Source organism: Dyadobacter psychrophilus, assembly GCF_900167945.1.
Taxonomy (GTDB): Bacteria; Bacteroidota; Bacteroidia; order Cytophagales; family Spirosomataceae; genus Dyadobacter; species Dyadobacter psychrophilus.
Map to the genome: position 1 here is coordinate 781,121 of NZ_FUZA01000001.1, position 19,588 is coordinate 800,708.

A 19,588-nucleotide genomic window follows, 5' to 3' on the forward strand; every position below is an offset into this window, starting at 1 on the left:
TTTCTACTGTAATGAATAAGAGTATCATTTTTAAAAATCAAAAGCAAATGTTCATCTCCGTAGCTGATCCAATTGTGAGGAAAGCGCAAAATGAGAGTGTCAGAGGTAAGGTCAATAGATTTGGACATGCTCTCTGGCAAGACTTCGCGAAAGACCTGATTTTTTGTAAGTCCAGTTGTCAACGATCTGTTATTTAGACAAAGTAGGCAACGGCAACGGCTAAGACAGTCAAAATGACTGCGGGTAAAATAATTTTCTTCATGAGGGAGTTTACGGTCTTGCAAAATAATAATCATAGCAACATAATACAATAATTCACCTATTTAGTATTATTTATCCCTTAACTATTGCGTGTAAGTAAATCCGCAGTTAACTCAATACTTAACTAAGGCAAGTTTTTATTTCCAGCGGCACTCAAATATTCCACCCTATCTAGGAAATTGATATTTCCCCGGCTAGTGCGACAACACAACTCGATAATAATCTTTGACATGCTCGAACAAATATGATCATCACATTTCGAACCCTTTTCGCCTGCGCCCAATTGGCCGGGCTCGCGCTGACAATTATTATAATGCAGCTCTTTCTGCTCTGATATCACACGCTCAAAGCATTCAATTTCAGACTCTAAATCATATCTATGGCTACCTGGTATCTCTGCAAAATCCGCTATCAAAACGAGACGAAGCGGGCTCTCTGCAAACAGTCAATGAAGTGTATTTGATCGATTCGGTCTCGTTCACCGAAGCAGAAGCGAAATGTTGCAAGCTCATTGACCGATGCAGGTGAATTTCAGTTGAAAGCATCACCCGCATGCACCTTGCTGATCGGTTCAACTACCAAGAATGCGAACAATGGTTCAAAGCAAAGGTGATTTACTTCTCTGTTGACAAAAAAAGCGGCAAGGAAAAGAAAATCGTTAATTACATGCTGGTCAATGCCGATGGAATTCAATAGCCCATCGACCGTATAAACGAACAAATGAAAGGCTTCCTGATTCCGTACGAAATGACCCCCAATCTTACTTTTATAAGTTAACGTTATACAAAATCAAAGAAGCCTAGGAAAGATCCATCCAATCAGATGGAGCCCTATTTCACACGACACATGCTTAGCTGACGCTTACACCTGTAATCGATCAGCATGGTAGCCTTTTTAATCCGATTACACCCGTGGTTTTTTTCTTGACTAACCCAACGAAAAAAGCCGGCACCAAAAGCACCGGCTTTACAACTACAATACAAATCTTTTACCAGTGGGTCATTCATTCTCACATGATTTCTGAGCATGTAAGGATTGGTCTGATTGCCGAAAGATATAATCCGCATTTCAAAAAATCAATAGAATAATAATATAAGAATAAAAATATGGACAATTCAACTAGCGGCGACATTACCAAGAGGTGGAGGTCGTGTATGAATACGGCGCAATGAGCAGCAAGTTTAAGCTGAAAGCAAAGCACAAGAACGGCCTACGCAACAATGGTGCTTCATTATGACCGGTCTGCGCACCTGATGGTAATTTATTCCCATCAAAGTATAAAAGAGGATAGATGGGCAAATATTACGGGCCGAATTTCGGAGCGCCTAGACGCGATTTTCGGAGGTCCGCACGCTTTCGACAAATAAGTTGATGTGCACATCGAGGATATCAGGACTTGCTACAAATCCATTGAAAGATTAGTATGAAGCCATTTCCGGAATCCCAGTAGTTGATTGGTGAAAATTTATTAGCCTAAATTGAGCAATGATCACATTGCTGTGGGGAAAAGTCCTATTTGCTCCAATAATCGAAGTAAATCACAAGGATCCTCTGTTCTCCGTTTTGAGTACAAGTGAACAAACGAATTTTGTTATTCACTAACTACTATTTTGTGTGACAAGACCTTCCCATTCACATGTTTTAATTTTATGATGTACACTCCTTGGGCAAGGCTCTTAATCTCAACTATTCCATTGCCCTGTGAAAATGATTTGGAATGATAAAGCGGGCGGCCATTCAGGTCACTTATGATCAGTTCCTTTACATTAGCATAATCCCTAATACTGATTTTGTCCTCGGAAGGATTGGGATATATAAAAACATCTGGTGAATTACCATCAAATTCGATAATGACAATATGGCTGTATGCAAAAATTCCATCCTTATCAACCATACGCAGCCTATACAGATTCTCTCCTCTATCAGGTGTGCAGTCAGCATATCGGTAATCCCTTAAAACCCTACTTTCGTTGTAAGCTTTTACCATTCCAATCTTGTTCCAGGTTCTGCCATTATGACTGCGTTCAATTTCAAAGCGGTTACTATTGGTTTCATCAGTAGTAGACCATTTTAAGTGGGCGGTCTGCCCTTCTTTCGACACTTCAAATTTAACCAAGGTAACTGACAGCGGAACGTTGTATTCGTACGCACCCATATTCACAGTTCCTTCAATAATGCGTTCCTGACCGTCCAGGTCCGTGATCACACCAGATTTGCTCCCTTGTTAATGCAAGGGCTTGTTGCTTTGAGCCTGTAATTTCCGCTTGCCGTCGGCCCAAAGTTGCCAGTCAACGGAATTTCGAATCGAGGGTCGACAGTTCCATCTAAATTCTGGTTTCCACCACCGATAAATCCTTGGACGAGGCTGTGATTGAATATAAATACAGGGGCAGGGTACCAGGAATCAATTGAACTTATATCAATCGTCTGTCCCCTTAATGAGATGTTATTAGCAATGATACAAATGTTCGCAGTGAGCTTAATAGAATATGCAAGGGCAAAGGCAACACCTCTATCCGCTATTTCCAACAATGGTAACATTGTTGAATTCTGCACTACCTGCATAATAGCTATTGAATGCTTGAGCCCAAGCTCCACCCTCATAACTATAATTTCCCTGCATGAGAACATTTGTAAAAACGGAATTCCCACCCATGCTAAAAAATGCTCCTCCCGTGCCTCGAGGTGAAGTATTGTTATTATTGATAAAAGCTACGTTTAAAAACTCAGGGCCCCATCGTTAAAAAACGCCGCACCATAACCTGTAAAGTAGGTGTTTCCAATAACGGCGAGTCCAATAACATTGCCTGTAAAAACCGTATTGCGAATCGTAGGGCTACCTCCGAGATTGCACCATCCCGCCCCTTGAGTTTCAAAGATGATAACATTATTAACGTACATACCATTTCCGACATCACCAAATCCGTCAATTATATTAAATCCATCCACTAAAAAATCCCTAGTTATTGCTGTCCCGACAGTAATAACCACATGGTAAACATTATCGGATAAAACACCTGCTTCGCCAATGTTCCCACTGAGCGTTGTTTTATAGACAACTGGGTTTCTTTCTATAAATGTCGGATTGCCACTGGAAGCAAAACCACCAAAAACCTGAATATTTCTAGTGAAAGTAAAGGCATTGTTTCGGTTTGTTGCATCGAGAGTATTAAGGTCATCCGCTGGACGGCTGGGGACATACGTGCCTTCGGCAACATAAATAGTGTCCAGCACAAGGCTCGACGATTGGTTTATCATCAATTGGAGGTCTCCCGATGCATTGGCCCAGCTGTCACCGGTTTGTAGGCCGCCGCCGCCGACTCTGACGTAGCGTATGACAGCAAAACAGTTTAAATGCCTTGATAAGACGAGAAAGATGAGTATAAGTTGCTTCATGGGAAAGATTGATATGTCAAATAAGGAATAACTCACCCGAATTGAGGGTATTGGGAGTAAATAATCAGCGTACTATTTAATACACAAAGCAGCTAACCTGTTAATCTAGTGTAAAAACGACCTCTTTATAATCTTCCGATAGATTCGCAAAATCATCTCATTTACATTTGGATCGAATAACTATATAAGATTGGGATGGTATCATAAAACTTAATTGAGATCTTATCTCCTGATTTGAAGCCCATAGCCTTATACTGCCGTTCATAATAGCCTAATCCTCCTGATCCTTTTTTCATGAAACAGGCTACATAATTTTGAGGTGAGTTGGTGCAGCATGTCCGATTAATGCGACGAAGTATTGATCAGGAAGAATTCCATAACCGCGGCCCCCAATGGCATCGTCCCCTACCGTAAAAATCACCGCTTTTAAGACAACTTGAGTCGTCTTTTTGTACAGCGGTATGACATCGCTGTACGGCACGGTAGCAAGGCTACTCCAACATGAGGAGTTCTCAAAATTTTGTATGTGGAAAAGCCCTCCTTGGATAGTATGATATCGTATGTTCCGGCAGGCACGTCCTTGAATGACCAATCGCCATCTTTGTCAGTCAATGTCTCTCTCGTAGCATCGCCACCCTCCAATCGAACCTTAACATTGGACGGATAGCCAGCGGCAGATGCATACTCATCAAATACGGCAACATTTCCTTTCGCTATGGGAGGAATGTGGTCGGCCGCGCAACTATAAAGGAAAATGCAAAAGGATAAGGCAGATAGAATTTGTGTTTCATTTTAATAAGATTGAGTGACGTATAAATATAGTTACAAAAAAGCTTTCCTAATAAAAAAGAGCAGCCGAAGGGGACTACTCTTTACGCACCATATACACTGACTCTATTTATTTCCGTCCCACATACAAGATCTACCTTATGTTTTTCGCTGAAAATGAACCATGAACCCAATCCGGATTCCGCTGGTCGCCATACGCTCAAATAAGCTGGTCAAAGGGAAGCTTCACATTCGTAATTGTCTCCAATAACTGACGGTTTTCCATTTGACCAATTGATTGCAAATCTGCCGCTTCGCCGGTTAAATGCTGGCTATCCGCACACTCCCACAGCCGTATTAGGCCGCAAGCAACGATATCCAGGGCTGACAAATGTCGGCATCTTGATATACTCCTGAGCGGCTGTAAAATGTTTGTGCAAAGTCCTTGCAAATTGCTAACGATTTCAGCACCAGGATTAAATTGTTCCTTGAAGCCTCACGGCTGGCCGTCGATGATCTGATCATCTCTTCCAGCGTAAAGTTCCTTGTGAGCTTCATGATCAGGGAAGCTTTGTTTCTTCTTCCTCTTTGGCAAACGATAACAGATCTTTAATCGCCTGACTGCAGGGATTTCCGGAATGGGGCGCTGAACCAGGCAGGGAGCGGCTTTGGTAGTATCTAATCAATCAGTTCACAGCTCTTGACAAAATAATAGGTAAACATCACGCCGTACCCTGGAAAATGAAATACAAAGGCATGCCCGGCACCGGGTTGGCGCCTGCAACTGCCTGCGTTACGATCTTGAAGACAACGGCAATAATGATGGATGCTATGTAGCCCGAAAGGACAACCGACACCATCACAACAAACTGCTCAATTGTTTTCCTTACAAATATTTCCGCTTTGGCTTTTATAATGCTTCACCGGTCCGAGAAATGTCATGGTAGTAAGGCAGATAGCAGTTGCAACCAGCAGATCGATCGTCAAATCTTTGCGGTAATTGAAGACCTGTATGAACCCCACAGTCGAAGAAGAGAGCAAAGGGAATGCGGGATTTGTGACCATTCATTTGATTGTCAAACTGATAGAGGCGAGCATTGACGTAAGATTAAAATGCTCGAAAAGTTTCATTTGCTTGAAGGCTGTCAGCGCCGAGAGCTCGCTTCCATAAGATCGCGTGTGACCTTTCCCGGCCAGCAGAATCAGGATTGAGAAAATGAGTGTAGCTATCTTCATACGGCTTATGACATTGATCGGAGGTAGCAGATCTTTCTTTGCAAGGCTTTTGTAATAGGCCAAGCTGTCAATAACCCACGCGCTCGTTTCGACCGTTTCGCGGTTATAAGTCTTTGATAACCAGATGACGCCAAGGATCGATACGGTGATGGTGAATGAGAAAAGCCACGTGGATGCACTTTTTCATATTTTCTTGATCACGGTTTGATGTCTATACCCGACCAAGGTTGTAGACAGTTCCATTGTAACGGATCCTGACATTGTGTTCGTAGTTGTGAACCTACAGATGATCATTCTGATAAATCAACACAGCTCCTTCCGTCCCTTCACCGACTATGCTAATTGCATTCTTTTGCTCAGAAGCATCGCGCACGTTGAACGAGTTGAAGTTTGGCGGGCCAAATCCGTTTAGGTGATGTTTGGTCGTACCTAGCTTAACAATGAAGCTACCGAGCGAACTACACAAGTATTGCTTGATTGAGTAGACATCATGAGGCAACCGGATATTTTGAAATCCTTAGAAAGAATCGCATGCGAGTACGATTTGCGTTGATGGATAGGTACTATAATTACTAACCGGCATTCACCGTATTCTTAATTTTGGATACCAAATTTTCTATGGTATCCAAAACGGTTCGTGCGACATTTCATATAGAAATAGTTGCTAAACCTTCATTGCAGCTCAAAAAGAAAGCCCGCTGGCGGACGGACTGCTCAATTTCAATGGTTTTAACATTTCCTGCAGAAGAAAGAGAGGGATTCGAACGATTAACTTAATGGGTTGAAAGTCAATGAAATATAGAATTCTCTTAAATGCGTTCCATGATGCGCGAACCAAACAAATCCCGGTTGACACTGTTTTTGCAACTAGCTGAATATCAACAAATAAAAATTCTTGCTTCTGTAAATTTAGCTCTATGTTTTTGACTTCAAAAGGACAATGCGTAAATCATGGAAATTTGTTTAAAAGATGTCGCTGATTTGATATTCGAGGTAGCATCAGATTTTAACTGGCGCACTGCCATATTCTTCCACATGAATGCGAAGCAAAAAAATCGTATGATAGACTGAAACCAAAGTCTGTAAGTACAGATCGCATTGCTTCTGATTCCATTTAACATGAAACTACTGGGTAAAGCTAGCCATTCGGAATAAGCATTCCACTTAATAGGAACATCATCTCACGGTTTGTCATTGAACGTGGAATACCGAATAATAAGTTTATTTCTAATTAATGATTTACCCTTTGTCAGTATTATTTTTTTATCGACATTTAAAACAAGTAAACCTTACTCACCAACATCCCGCAAATAACGATGAAAAATACTCTACGGCCTTGTGTAACACGTTCTTTTAAGTGTCCCCAGAACAAGAAATGCTCTCTTACTTATAATTCAAAGATTACCTAATACGAGCGGCTAATTCCAAATAGCCTCTAATTCCTTGCTAATAAAAGTTGAGTAATGCCATCGGCAACGGCAGAGCTTTACCTACCTAAGAATATTTGACTGTCGTATTTAGGGCCTGTAAGCCAGAACACAGAAGACTGAAACCTTCGAGATCTGCTTAATATCTAAATATCGGTACTGTTTTACGGGGAATCTGCTCACCGATCATTGGATTGTTATTCTACAGTAAGTAACACATTGTGTTGAACAGTTGTGTAGAAAGTCAGCAAAAAAAGATCTCACAACGCGGAACACGCAAAATAATTTTTTAAATATATTTTAATACCCACCTACACTTGCATTTTTTCTAATTTTAAAAATGATTATTAGACCCTTGGAATGCCGGTTGAGTAATATCCATTCTGGGGATCATTCTTGTAAATTTATTACCAGTGAACTATTCTTCGTAGTGACCCGAACAATTTTTGCTATTTGGCACCAAGCCAATAATTCCAGTTTCCGACACAATTACCCCATCAAACAACATGGAGCAATCTAAGAAATATCTAATGCAACTATTTATGTTTTCAAGATTAAGATCAGTTTCTAAGCTATGCTTTCTCTTCTATCTAACTTTTACCTGTTCTAACCCGTCAATGGCGCAAATAGAACTAACGCTTGGTGGGGAGAAAGTCAAGCTTAATAAAGCCACAGATAAGGCAGGGTTAATTTTCAAGGACAAGGACATATCAATTATATCCGAATTAGGTAGTAAAGGGATTCAACGTGATCTTGAAGTGAGTAATGAATCGAAAAATGAAAGTAGCGGTGAATATGCACTATTTAAATTGGGCGGGAATTCGAAGAAAAGAAGATTTAAACGTACTGTTAAGGATTACAATAAACGGAATCTTGGAGAAGTTCAAATAGCAACAGTGTATGAATACGATAATTCACAAAATATATTGACTGGAGAATTCATAATCAAATTTAAGAAAAATGTAACGTCGGAGACGATTACTAAATACTTGAAGGATCACAATATGATAGTAGTTCAAGTCTATGAATCCTCTGATAGTCACTTTGTAATTCGTTTCAGTAATTTGACTCCAGACCAGGCAATAGAACAAATCAACAATTTTCAAGATGAATTTATTCAATACATTGAACCAAATTTTGTTCAAATAGTCGACAATAAATTATCTATGAGTCAGAGTAAAAATAGTAATAACATAAAAGGCCCAAATTCCACAAACATCCAAAGCCCAAACGACCCTCTTTTAAGTTCCCAATGGTTTCATTACAACAATGGACAACCCCGTGGAAAAGAGTTTGCCGATATTAAGACAATATCAGCGTGGAATGTCTCTCGTGGTGATGCGAGAATTGTAATCGCTATTCTTGATGAAGGTGTAGATACTAAACACCCTGACCTAAAGGACAAAATAGTAAATGCCTATGATGCGGTTGAGCAAGACTTCTCGCAAGACCCCCAACCAGAAGCCGGGCATGGTACCGCCTGTGCCGGGATTGCTGGCGCTTCTACGGACAATATTCTTGGAGTTTCTGGAATTGCATGGAATTGCAAAATAATGCCAGTCAGAATTGCGAAAGTCAATCAGGAAAGGAAATGGATTACAAGCACGAGTACAATCGCAAGAGGCATAAGGTATGCCGCGGAGAGGGGCGCGAGAGTAATAAATTGTAGTTGGCGGTATGCAATACCAAGTTGGCATATAAACGATGCAATAGATTTTGCGATTAGCAAAAATGCAGTCATGGTTTTCGCTGCTGGAAATGAAAATCGATCCGTGAATTATCCAGCAAAGCTGTCAAAAACAAAGAGTGTTGTTGCCGTAGGTGCTACTAATGAATGGGATGAATTTAAATCCCCTTCAAGTATGGACAATGAAAGATGGGGTTCAAATTTTGGGCCCGAGATCACACTAACGGCTCCGGGTGTTCACATTTGTACAACAGACAATTCTGGAATTGGGAATGGATACGACAAAAATTCCGACTACATTTTTGATTTCAATGGTACATCGGCATCAGCACCTATGGTCTCCGGTGCAGTAGCTATTTTACTGTCAATTAGGCCGGATCTGACCCCATCTCAGGTTATTCGATTGCTGGTAAACAGTTGTGATGACAAAGGAACTCCTAATTTTGATGACTATTATGGCCATGGGAGGTTGAATATTCTCTCCTTACTGACAAACCCTTTCTAAAACCTAAAAACTCAGCAAATTCTATGAAAAACTACTACCATCATTTAAAATGTGTTTTTTGTTGTATAGCGATTTTAGTATTTAAAACTCAATTTTCCATTGCTCAAAAAGACGATATTTTTCGACGACTTAGCGCAGAGAAAATTAAATCAAACATCTATTTACACATTGTCAAAGATGATGTCTACTACTTACATGACGTAACTGAGAATGATCGCAATTCAGCAGGATTTATTATGCCTGACAAAGATGCTCCTCTCTGGACATCGAACTCTAATAAGCTACGGGTGTCAATTGGCTTCTTTAATCCGTACAAGTACAATGTCACGTTCAAGTCGGAAATTTCGGAGGATCCAATCGCAGAGACTACAGAACAATTCTTTACGGCGCTCATTGGTATGCTTGGTACCGTTACAACTGGTATACCATCTTCTGACCTATCGTCAGCTGTGAGCAGTGCCGCTACGATGGCAAAAGGAGATGCCTCGACGACTGCTGTAACACACGCTCTGAATGAAGATCATTTGAAATTGATTAGGAGTACATCCATGATAGAATGGAGTCTTTGGATACAATCTCAGCAGTCAGCGGTCTGTATAGCTAAAACTGACGAGATCAACGCCATTGTTGAAAATGTTGCAATATTGGAAACGTTATTTTTCCAGACCTTTAACGCGAACGGCCAAACAGACTCATTCGAAGGTCACGTAAAAGCAATAGTAAATGCATTGTATCAACCGACAGAAATTGATGAGTTAATTTTAGGTCTTAAAACATCAAAATTATTAATTGCGGATCTGCAAGAAGAAATAAAAGCTGCGAAAAGTAGCGCTACAAAGATTAAAGATACTAATAGCAGACTACCAATAACTGGAACAGGATTCTGTAATGCTTTGGCCCTATATCACCAAATGACATTTGCGGAATATTTAGGAGCCACTGAAGAAAAAATAAAAAAATTAGAAGCGATAATTATAATCTTGAACGACCTTGTCAAAATCGGGGACAATTTCTGCTTAGACAATAAGGTTTTATTATTTAACGGCAAGCAGAAAGAAATAATCTATAATAGAGAAATATTAATTGATCATGATATGATTAATACTGTATCTCTTGAAATAAAGCAACAGGAAATAGACCATACATCCTCCAACTTTTTAAAAGTAAAGAAGGAATTCACAAGATCATTTCAGATAACTAGGTATAGAAAATCTTGGCCCGAATTAAGTAGTGGAGTCTTCTTTGCAGGAATTAATTACGACACATATTCTGTGGGATCAACTACCATAGGATCTGGTGCGTCAGTCGCGTCTTCTATCGTTGAAAAAACATCCACTAAGAAGCGTTTCCTAGCTGCAGTCTTTTATAATCAAATCTTCGATCTAAAACTACATCCAATTTATCCATTTCTCCAAATTGGCATTGGTACTGGAAAAGACTACCCCAGTCTACTGACTGGTGGCGGGTTTCGAATATTAAATAAAAAAATGCAGCGACTTTCAATATCAGGTGGGACTGTCTTTCCATTTTTAAGAGAACTGGATAAATTAAAAGAGGGTGACATTATTACAGGTGGACAAGCAGAGATTGACAAAGATATTAAATACCGCCTGAGTGACAAAATAGGTTTTTACATCGGCCTGGCCTGGAAATTAAACTGATTTTTATGAGATTCCTTCTTTCATCAATATTATTGTTGTCTTATTTTGAGTCTTCACCGGGCACCATGTTTGATGCGAGAAATCGCGAAACCAAAAATGCGCTCCATGCGATTCGAATAGATACTCGAGCACTAAAAAAGCTAGGATATTCTAAAGACCATGTTGAGTGTGCACTGTCAAGTTGTTCCGCAACTGGATATTTGCCCCAAGGAGAAAGCGCAATTTCTAACATCTTCCTTAATCGACTTTGCGTTAATTTAAACATTGTTTATGAAAACCTACCATATGCCAAGTTAAACAAAAAGAAAGTTTTAAGGATCGCTAGAAAATATAAAAAGTTAAAGTAATCCGCAATCTTAAAAGTTTTTGGCGCGAAGCGAATGGGAAAACATTCTGCATCTGTTACTTACCAAGTGGTTGACTAAAATTATATGGTTCTAAGTTGCCCTTAACCATAAATTTAGAACCCTATTTATATAGTTTTAAATTAGTTCCCTTTAAGATAATCGAATATATAAAATGCGCATAGGAATGGAATCGTGAATTCTATAAGATAATAAAAGTGGTCATGGTGTAAATTGTATATAGGTTGACAATTCAGGCTTTTGTTGGAAAGAAGTATGCCTGAGATTAAAACGATAGTTTCGCTTCGATGTTTCTCTAAATATAATTATATCTAGCAGCATCAAATTTAATCTTGAAATTACATGGCTTCCCAATTGAAAATTTCGCTCATAGTATTGTAACTCTAAATTTTCTCACTGAAGTATTCTTTTCAGAATTTAAAACATTTTTTACACGCATTATGATAAATTGTAGAAATTTCGAAATAGTTGTTCACTGATTCACATAACCTAAACGAAAGAATATTTATCATAAACAAATATAGAGAATAAACTACAACCATTTTAATTGTCGCTTCACTATTATGAATAGGTACTTCTCGAATAATTATCAGGAGTAATGAAAATACCTGCAGTGACCTGCGGCATAAAAGTTCAACTAATCTAGCTTTGAACGCCATCTAAGCAGTTAAGGCATTAATATTGGAGACATAACGTTTTTGGGAGTTAATCCACAATAGGGTCTTAAAATGCTAGCAATAAAACTATTATGACTAGCACTACTACCAGCTACCAAGTCCTTCATTTAATATCCATACCTCTTTTGACACTATCTCAAGTGAAAATTTAATAGCTAAAAAGTTATGCAAAATCGCCGTAGGTTCATAAAAAACGCTTCGTTAGGTTTTATCCTATCAGATTCTATATTGAGTCAGTCGTTACTACCAACATTTTTGAAAATAACAAAAAATGATATATTGACCAGTTTGAACGAAGTCCATATTATTAGAGATTCCGTTATCCTGAACAAATTATTCGTTAGCCAAATATTAAATAGGACCCTCCAGTCATCCATAGAAAAGCTAGTCATATCAGGGCGCCAGATAATTGTAACAGAAGAGGTAACGTTTAACAACTTGGATTTAGTTTTTGTTGCAGATGATTTTCAAGGCAATAATAACTGTATCACAATTTTGCCAGCGCTAAGGGCAGAATCAGAATTTGGCCAATCTGGACATGATGGTAATAATGTATCAATTTTTGCTCAAAAAGCGACTGGTATTTCTGTCAGATTGAACGGTGGTGACGGTGCAAAAGGGCAGGCAGGGAAAAACGGAGCCGATGCTAAACCACCTCCGTCACATCCACTCACCGCCAAACTAATTCCCGGGGTTAAAGGTGAGAAAGGCCTTAAAGGAGGTAAGGCAGGAAATGGTGGAAATCTAGTCCTAACATCACTGTCATCAATATATCTTGAATCTGAAAATATCAAACTTGACCCTGGTAACCCAGGTAAGGGTGGAGATGGCGGAGATGGCGGCGCCTCTCGAAAGTGTCGCGTGGAAAAAATTACAGACGATTGCACGGGAACAAAAGAGCAGTGCTATGTCACCGAAAGTGAGTTACAGCCATCGATAAGGGCGGCAATTGGAGAAGTAGGGGAAACAGGCGATAGCTCATCTCCGGGTTCGATTAGAGAAGAGATTCGAGATCTAGAAGAATGGTGGTTAATGGCGGCAAAAATTTCCCCGAACTGGAGTAATTATAGAACGTTGATTGGTGAATATTATTTCAGAGCCGTAAACAGCCCCGACCTAATTTCTATCTCGGGTCTTGAATCTAGTACCAAAATTATTTCTCTCTCGCTGTCCGAACTGAACAGTGCAAATAAACTAGACTCTTCCAATACTTTGGCTAAAACACTTAGCCAGCGAATTATACTACTTCACACACCATTAGGACAGCCCAGGTTTATAGATCTGACACCTGAATTTGAAAAATACAGAAACAATTACACTAGTTTTTTTAACATCGTATCCCAAGTTAGGACAATAGCTCAGGACTATGCAAATCTTGCTATACATAGAAATGGAATGAAGTCTATTCTCGGCTCAGAAATCACTACGATTGGCGCACTCAAGCAAAATATCGAACATAACCTTAACAAAAAAATAAGAGTAGTCAAGCAACATAAACTAAATGACATTAATGAACGAATCAAAGAAGACAAGAAAATCACTGAACTTATAAATATTAAAAAAAAGGAAATCGAAAATAGACCGTTTGGGATCGGCGAATTCTTTTCAACTGTCGGCGTTGTTGTTGGTGTAATTGGCGCAGCGTTCACTGCCGGAACTTCATTAATTGCATCAGCACAAGGCCTTATGGCTATCCTGAAAACTAGCAACAGCATGATCGGGGCTTTCGATGAAATTAAATCGCTAACAGATGTCAAGACAGTGATAGGAGAATTTATTGATGTAAGTAAAGGGAAAATAAAGGCAGATCATACAAATCATCAAAAGCTGATTAACAGCGCCCTAGATTTAAAGGGAGCAATTAAGAATTTTAATTCTGAGACAGGTACTTTTAAAGAAAATGTTGACATTGTAATCAATATCGGGAGGGCTATAAGCCAAATTAGCAGCTCAACAACTGGGAATCAAGAATTGGACAGCCTATTAGTGCAAAAAGCTGAAAATATGCGTGAATTACTGAATACGAAGAGAGATCTTGAACTGTTAGCCCTTGACGAAGAAGTAGCCATAGCACAAATAGAAACTTTTACAGCTGCCGCTATTCAAATAGATGATCAGATTAAAATTCTACAATCAGATGAAGTGAAATTTTACGTAGAATTCTCGATTATGGTAAGAAGGACACAGCTATATATGAATTTTCTTAGTGAGCAAATATTTTATGCAATAAGAAGTTTGGAAATATTAAAATTCGAAGATTACTCCGACCTTATACGATACGATATTGGCTATGTCAACCCAGACTTAGAGGCAGATTTATTAGATTTCAGGGATGAGGCCAGTGCTATTCAACTCTTAATAGCATTTAATAATTCATTTACAAACTTTTCAAACATAATATATCTTCAAAGTCAATACAATAGTTTTATTGCACCGAGTTATTGGAATGGCTATATTTTGAGAAAAGAGTTTACATCAAGTGCGATAAGCAGCTTTATTGAGGACCCCAATAATGCAAAATTGAAGTTTTTAATAAATTTCGATGAGACTGGAATTTCGAATAAGAAATATGTTATGATTCAAAATGTAAAAATCAGCTTTATAGGGGCTATAACGAAGAAATCGGGAAATGAATTTAATGCTATCTTATATCAATCAGGATCAGTAACTCAACGTACTGACGATATAACTCCGGCCGAAACGGTTTTAGAAGGACGTAGTGTAAATATTAGTGATGTCCGAACCACCAAATTATCAGGAGATAGTCTGTCAGTGAAGGTCGATCATATTGGTTATGATGTTAACTTTGGGCTGAGCTACAGACCGATTTTCGGATACTATGAACTCAGTATTCCGATTACAGAAATTAACGCAACAGGTCTCAATTTCTCTCAATTGAAGAAAATACAGATTTGGTTGAAAGTAATTTATAGAAGTTGATGTTATGCGGATAGGTGGAGAGCAAGAAATCAAATTGGCCATTCACATATTATTATAATTAATTCCAGCCCTGGATACCTAATCGTAAAAATGCGAACTTCTCTCGGTCTTATCCTATTTGCTATCATAGTCACTTCCAGTGTAGTGGTTCAATAGTTTCGCTACATCTTATAACCCTGAAAATCTAGCACAAAACTATGTTTTGCTGTTCTTGGTCAGTTTCTTCATCCGCTGATCTCGCCAGTAAGCCTGTTCTCTGATTCGTTCCTCTTATTGGTCATAGGAACCTCCTCTCTCATCTCAGAAAGGGGCTTTGGCGCAATGTCTGGTAGCAAATTCTATCGGGGTCTTTCCGCCCAACGAACTCTGAGGATGAAAGTAGTTGTAGCGAAATTGCCATTGAGCCAGCTTGTCGTCCAGGTCGGGATCGCAGCGATCAACTGTTGAATAAAACTCTTGAAGGTCCGTCTGTCGGCTTCTTTCCACTTTGCCAATAAGATGTGCAGATCGCGGCTTTATTGGGCGAAATTTAATACTGTAGTCCATCAGCTTCTTCTGAAATGCCACTGCAACGAACTCTTGCCTCTATCTGTTTGAACACGTTACACTGGGTAATGTGTAATGGAACTCTTCAATAAGTTTGTCTAAAAAATCAATTGAATTGGCTGCCGACTGACGTTTATAAAGTTTGAGTACTTTAAGTCGCTGACCTCCCCCCAGCAATCGAGACAGCTGAAAACTAGAGATTTTCGGTGGCAAAAACGGATCAAAAACGTAATTTGTCACTATGAAAAAGTCGAAATTCACGGAAGCGCAGATCGCTTTTGCGCTTAGACAATCGGAGACCGGCACACGTGTCGAGGAGATATGCCGTCAATTAGGGGTTTCCCAGGCCACTTTTTTCAACTGGAAGAAAAAGTACGGCGGCATGGGCGTTGCCGAACTGCGAAAGCTGCGTCAGTTGGAGGAGGAAAACGCCCAGTTGAAAAAGCTTGTCGCAGATCTGAGCCTGGACAAGCAAATGCTTCAGGATGTTATTAAAAAAAAGCTGTGAGGCCTCCTTACAAAAAAGAAATGGCCAATTGGCTTATTTCGAATTATCGCGTCTCAATCCAAAGAGCATGCCGGTGTGTGAAATTGGTTCGGGCAATGTATTACTACAAATCGCACCGTCGTGACGATACATTGCTAATGATGCGCATGAAAGAAATCGCAAATACGAGGGTTCGATATGGGTTCAGACGCATTTTTGTGCTGTTGAAAAGAGAAGGGTTTAGTGACAATCATAAACGTGTTTACCGCATTTATAAGACCTGCGGGCTGAATTTGCGAACTAAGAGGCCAAGAAGAAGCCGAAGCGCAGAGCACCGATTGGAACGTCTGGACACTCAAGGAATAAATAAGGTGTGGAGTATAGATTTCGTGCAAGATGCGCTCTACAACGGCGAACAATTCCGGGTGTTAACTGTAGTGGATAATTGCAGTAAAATCTGCCACGGATTGCTGCTTGGCAAATCTCTGAAAGGGACAGATGTCGCAGCTGAACTGACCAGGATCTGCTTAATCGAAGGATGTTTTCCAGAACGTATGCAGTGCGACAATGGCAGTGAATTTATCTCGAAGGAAATGGATTTGTGGGCTTATACAAATAGGGTTACTTTAGACTTTTCAAGACCCGGGAAACCAAGCGATAATCCGTATGTTGAATCATTTAACGGAAAATTCCGAGACGAATGCCTTTCAGTCAATTGGTTCTTATCGCTGGACGACGCCCGAGAAAAAATCGAGGACTTTCGGTGGGAATACAACCACTTCAGGCCTCACAGCTCGCTGAATGATTTAACCCCAAAGGAATTTGTTAATTTACATCAAGAAACACCGGAAACTCTACTTTCAACCGTCTGAAAACCTGGGAGCGGCTCAGTTACGAAAGTATCGAGAAATTAAGTCTGTTTTATTTGAATACATTAATGGATATTGAAATACCAGGAGGCTGCATTCGTCATTAAACTGTCTAAATCCAGTAGCTTTTGCGGCCCAATACTATCGGCAAACCGAATGAGAATTGAAGTTTTTAATAATTACTAACCCGCAAAAATGCAAACCAAAACGGAACCACGTCAGACAGAGATGCGTACAACAACTACATTTAATTTTTCTTTTGCTCCAAGTCAACTAGGTAAATTATTGGAATTGTGAAATACCTTCATATGTTAGCAACCTTTTGAATTCAGTTCATTTCATACGGAGATATAATAGCGCCAGAGATGCGCAGTTTTAGGAGACAGATTCGTGCAACTCGTGATTTTAATTTGTTAAACCAAAATTGTCCCGACATTGTATAGAAATGATCAGGGATATGCTGGTCATTCGCCTTCAGCGACAGCCTAAAAATGATGTTTGTTGCCACAATTTAAATATTCGTGATCTTCTTTGATTTTACTTAACATTGGAACGGCTTGCTATTTGGTTGAATAGATTTAAAAATCTATTCAACCAAATAGCAAGCTTCCGAAAGATCGGTTTACACCTGCTAGTACGGCTGCTGAATTTTAAGTGCAACCTCAGTGCAAGTTAAAGACAGTTACAAAACTTCACCAAAGTACATAGCTACTAGTCGCATTATTATAATTATTGACGCACAATAAAAATCGCATTAATTGTATATCTTTGCATGCAAAAACGAACCGTTCAAAATTATGAAAAAGGTTAAACATGTGTTAGCTGTCGTTCTCGTTTCCTTTACAGGTTTGGCAAATGCCCAGGACGGCAATGGTGTTGGCAATGGCAAAAGCTCACACCAAGCAAATGTTCATGCGGCTAAAAGCAAAGAGTCTACCTACACGACGTCCGGAAGGAAGGTTCAAAACGATAACCCTAATAAAAAGAAAGGGCTTATTGCGAATGAGGGTGAGAAAGGAGGTAATGGAAAAACATCAGATGGAAAGGGCAACGGTAGACAGAATGGTGAAAAGGGAAATGGAAGAAATAATACTAGACTTGCGGATAAAGAAAATAAGGCAAAAGATGCTGACATTGCAGGCCATGGCGTTAGCACTGAAAAAGTAGTAGCAGTTGTACAGCGAGGCAAGAAGTTGCGAAAAGAGGCAAATGGCTCACATGAAATTACTGATGGCGGTGGCCCAGGAAATGGCAAAAGCAATAATCTTGCGGCAGTTAAGAAGTGAATTATGATAATCTAGAAACATAAGCATGTAGTTGTTATTTAGAACAGCTACATGCTTACGCGTTAAAGTTGAGACGCTATTTTTTGGAAAACTGGTCGAATGCCAGTTTAAGATCGTCTTTCGTGGAATTATACATAATTCGTAATCCTTCCTGCCACCTGGACCCTAAGTTATTTTTTGATTCGAATTCATCTTTTGTCAGCAGGCTACTCTTGTAAAGCGCATATTTAATTACTTCATTTCTGTACACTTCGGGGGGATACTTTAAGGTTTTATATCTTTCAGAGATATCGATCGAGCTTAAAATTAATTTATGAAAATCAATTGTTGCTGTATTTTCGTTTAGCTGTTTAAGATTTGCAGAAAATCGGCTAATATCTTCGTCAGGTGCCCAACTCTCCCCTCCCACTTTAATAGTCTGAATTTTATTATATAATTGCCTATTACTCATTAGTATAGACGGGCTCCATTTCGCAAGTTTATTTGATGTTAAACTTTTGGGTTTCCCCTTAAGGTACTCCGCAAAGACCATTGCTCCAAAATAATCTGCCTCCAATTCTTCCGCCCAACTGAATAATTTTGTATTTAAATTTATTAATGTGTCTGCATATTTCGATATTGCTTGCATAGGGGTATTTGTTCCTATGTGCCCACGAAAGATGTGTGCAAGTTCATGGGCTATGACAAAATGCTCCATTGACGAGGTAACAATCGCCATGAAAGCTTTTTGATGATCGACGAGGGTATCATCTTCAACCCACGACGAAGCGTCTAAATGGTTCATCACTATTGAAGCGAATCTCATTTTATTTTTTGAATCAACAGCATTTGACAACAAACTAATTGAGTCTGCAAATTCAACATCTAAATCAAGCGACTTACTTCTACCGCTATTAAATGCATCATAGTCATCTTTATTTTTTGCAAAAAATTTTACATCATATAGATAATAAAGATTTCGCGGGAGCTCATGGCAAAAAATTGCAAAAATATCATTCACAAGTATCAGTTTCTTGTAACAGCCTGCAATTTCAAATGTCCGAGCATTCACATCGCGGGTATGGTTGCTCAAAATAATAAAATCACTTGTATCAATACCTTGATTCACTAGTCTTGACGTTTGAACTAGGCTCTCAGAATAAATTCGAAACAAGTTAGTAAATGGGCCTGGGTTTTTGTACAACGATTTATTAGATAAAATTTTTCGAATTAGAGCAGCGGCGCCTGAATCTACTAGATTACCTTTTGATCTTTTGGAATAAGCCAAGATGGAGTCGCCTGGCAAATATTGATCAACAACAAAACTTGAGTTTTGAAGAGCATTAACTATGGAAGTGGATACAGTCTCGTCACAAACGCGTTGCTTAGTTTGCGCAGTAACGTTTTTCGTTTCAGAAATGCTTTTTAGTTGTCGGGGCGAGCACATCCATATCGAGAACGAAAAACAAATTATAAATATTCCTGTTTTCATTTTTCC

Annotated in this window: 14 protein-coding genes and 1 pseudogene; 6 read left to right on the forward strand and 9 right to left on the reverse strand. The window is 39.3% G+C overall.

Annotated features, from left to right (window positions below):
• Window positions 1-714: 714 nt before the first annotated feature.
• Window positions 715-957: pseudogene (locus B5X68_RS29150) on the forward strand (DUF4494 family protein).
• An 895-nt stretch (window positions 958-1,852) separates the two neighbouring features.
• Here B5X68_RS29150 and B5X68_RS03435 read toward each other — a convergent pair.
• The 7 genes from B5X68_RS03435 to B5X68_RS28810 all read right to left on the reverse strand — a co-directional run bounded on the left by B5X68_RS03435 (window position 1,853) and on the right by B5X68_RS28810 (window position 5,661).
• Complete coding sequence (locus B5X68_RS03435) at window positions 1,853-2,467, reverse strand: T9SS type A sorting domain-containing protein (RefSeq protein ID WP_082213253.1); 615 nt, start codon at window positions 2,465-2,467, stop codon at window positions 1,853-1,855.
• A 512-nt stretch (window positions 2,468-2,979) separates the two neighbouring features.
• Window positions 2,980-3,657 carry a hypothetical protein gene (locus B5X68_RS03445; RefSeq protein ID WP_082213255.1) on the reverse strand — a complete coding sequence of 226 codons (678 nt, stop codon included), beginning with the start codon at window positions 3,655-3,657 and terminating at the stop codon, window positions 2,980-2,982.
• Window positions 3,658-4,083: 426 nt separating this feature from the next.
• On the reverse strand, window positions 4,084-4,437 hold the full coding sequence (locus B5X68_RS29420) for a carboxypeptidase-like regulatory domain-containing protein (RefSeq protein ID WP_082213256.1): 354 nt from the start codon (window positions 4,435-4,437) through the stop codon (window positions 4,084-4,086).
• Window positions 4,438-4,782: 345 nt separating this feature from the next.
• Entirely contained in the window at window positions 4,783-4,983 is a 201-nt protein-coding gene (locus B5X68_RS03455) for a hypothetical protein (RefSeq protein WP_082213257.1), read from the reverse strand.
• 164 nt (window positions 4,984-5,147) lie between these two features.
• Window positions 5,148-5,288, reverse strand: a complete 141-nt coding sequence (locus B5X68_RS28805) for a hypothetical protein (protein ID WP_170916569.1) — start codon at window positions 5,286-5,288, stop codon at window positions 5,148-5,150.
• A gap of 10 nt (window positions 5,289-5,298) precedes the next feature.
• Window positions 5,299-5,490, reverse strand: a complete 192-nt coding sequence (locus tag B5X68_RS03460; protein ID WP_082213258.1) for a hypothetical protein — start codon at window positions 5,488-5,490, stop codon at window positions 5,299-5,301.
• Window positions 5,491-5,661 carry a hypothetical protein gene (locus B5X68_RS28810; protein ID WP_170916570.1) on the reverse strand — a complete coding sequence of 57 codons (171 nt, stop codon included), beginning with the start codon at window positions 5,659-5,661 and terminating at the stop codon, window positions 5,491-5,493.
• Window positions 5,662-7,705: 2,044 nt separating this feature from the next.
• Between B5X68_RS28810 and B5X68_RS03470 the strand changes: the two genes are divergently transcribed.
• The 3 genes from B5X68_RS03470 (at window position 7,706) to B5X68_RS03485 (ending at window position 14,923) form a co-directional block, all read left to right on the forward strand.
• Window positions 7,706-9,280 (forward strand): S8 family serine peptidase, encoded by a 1,575-nt coding sequence (locus B5X68_RS03470; protein ID WP_170916571.1) that lies wholly within the window; start codon window positions 7,706-7,708, stop codon window positions 9,278-9,280.
• 23 nt (window positions 9,281-9,303) lie between these two features.
• Window positions 9,304-10,941: a hypothetical protein gene (locus B5X68_RS03475; RefSeq protein WP_082213261.1), complete on the forward strand. Its 1,638-nt coding sequence runs from the start codon at window positions 9,304-9,306 to the stop codon at window positions 10,939-10,941.
• A gap of 1,207 nt (window positions 10,942-12,148) precedes the next feature.
• Entirely contained in the window at window positions 12,149-14,923 is a 2,775-nt protein-coding gene (locus B5X68_RS03485; RefSeq protein WP_082213263.1) for a hypothetical protein, read from the forward strand.
• Window positions 14,924-15,223: 300 nt separating this feature from the next.
• Here the strand turns inward: B5X68_RS03485 and B5X68_RS29155 are convergent, their stop codons facing one another.
• Complete coding sequence (locus B5X68_RS29155) at window positions 15,224-15,469, reverse strand: integrase core domain-containing protein (protein ID WP_082213264.1); 246 nt, start codon at window positions 15,467-15,469, stop codon at window positions 15,224-15,226.
• Window positions 15,470-15,710: 241 nt separating this feature from the next.
• Here B5X68_RS29155 and B5X68_RS03500 point away from each other — a divergent pair.
• Window positions 15,711-16,828, forward strand: a protein-coding gene (locus B5X68_RS03500; RefSeq protein ID WP_374754809.1) for an IS3 family transposase whose coding sequence is annotated in 2 segments (ribosomal slippage) — window positions 15,711-15,963 and window positions 15,963-16,828 — 1,119 coding nt in all. Because the reading frame shifts where the segments join, the coding sequence is not laid out codon by codon here.
• Between the two features lie 794 nt (window positions 16,829-17,622).
• A complete protein-coding gene (locus B5X68_RS03505) occupies window positions 17,623-18,111 on the forward strand; it encodes a hypothetical protein (protein WP_082213267.1) in 489 nt (162 codons plus the stop codon).
• Window positions 18,112-18,187: 76 nt separating this feature from the next.
• On the opposite strand, the gene B5X68_RS03510 is transcribed toward B5X68_RS03505, so the two are convergent.
• Window positions 18,188-19,582: a M48 family metalloprotease gene (locus tag B5X68_RS03510; protein ID WP_141110181.1), complete on the reverse strand. Its 1,395-nt coding sequence runs from the start codon at window positions 19,580-19,582 to the stop codon at window positions 18,188-18,190.
• Window positions 19,583-19,588 lie beyond the last annotated feature (6 nt).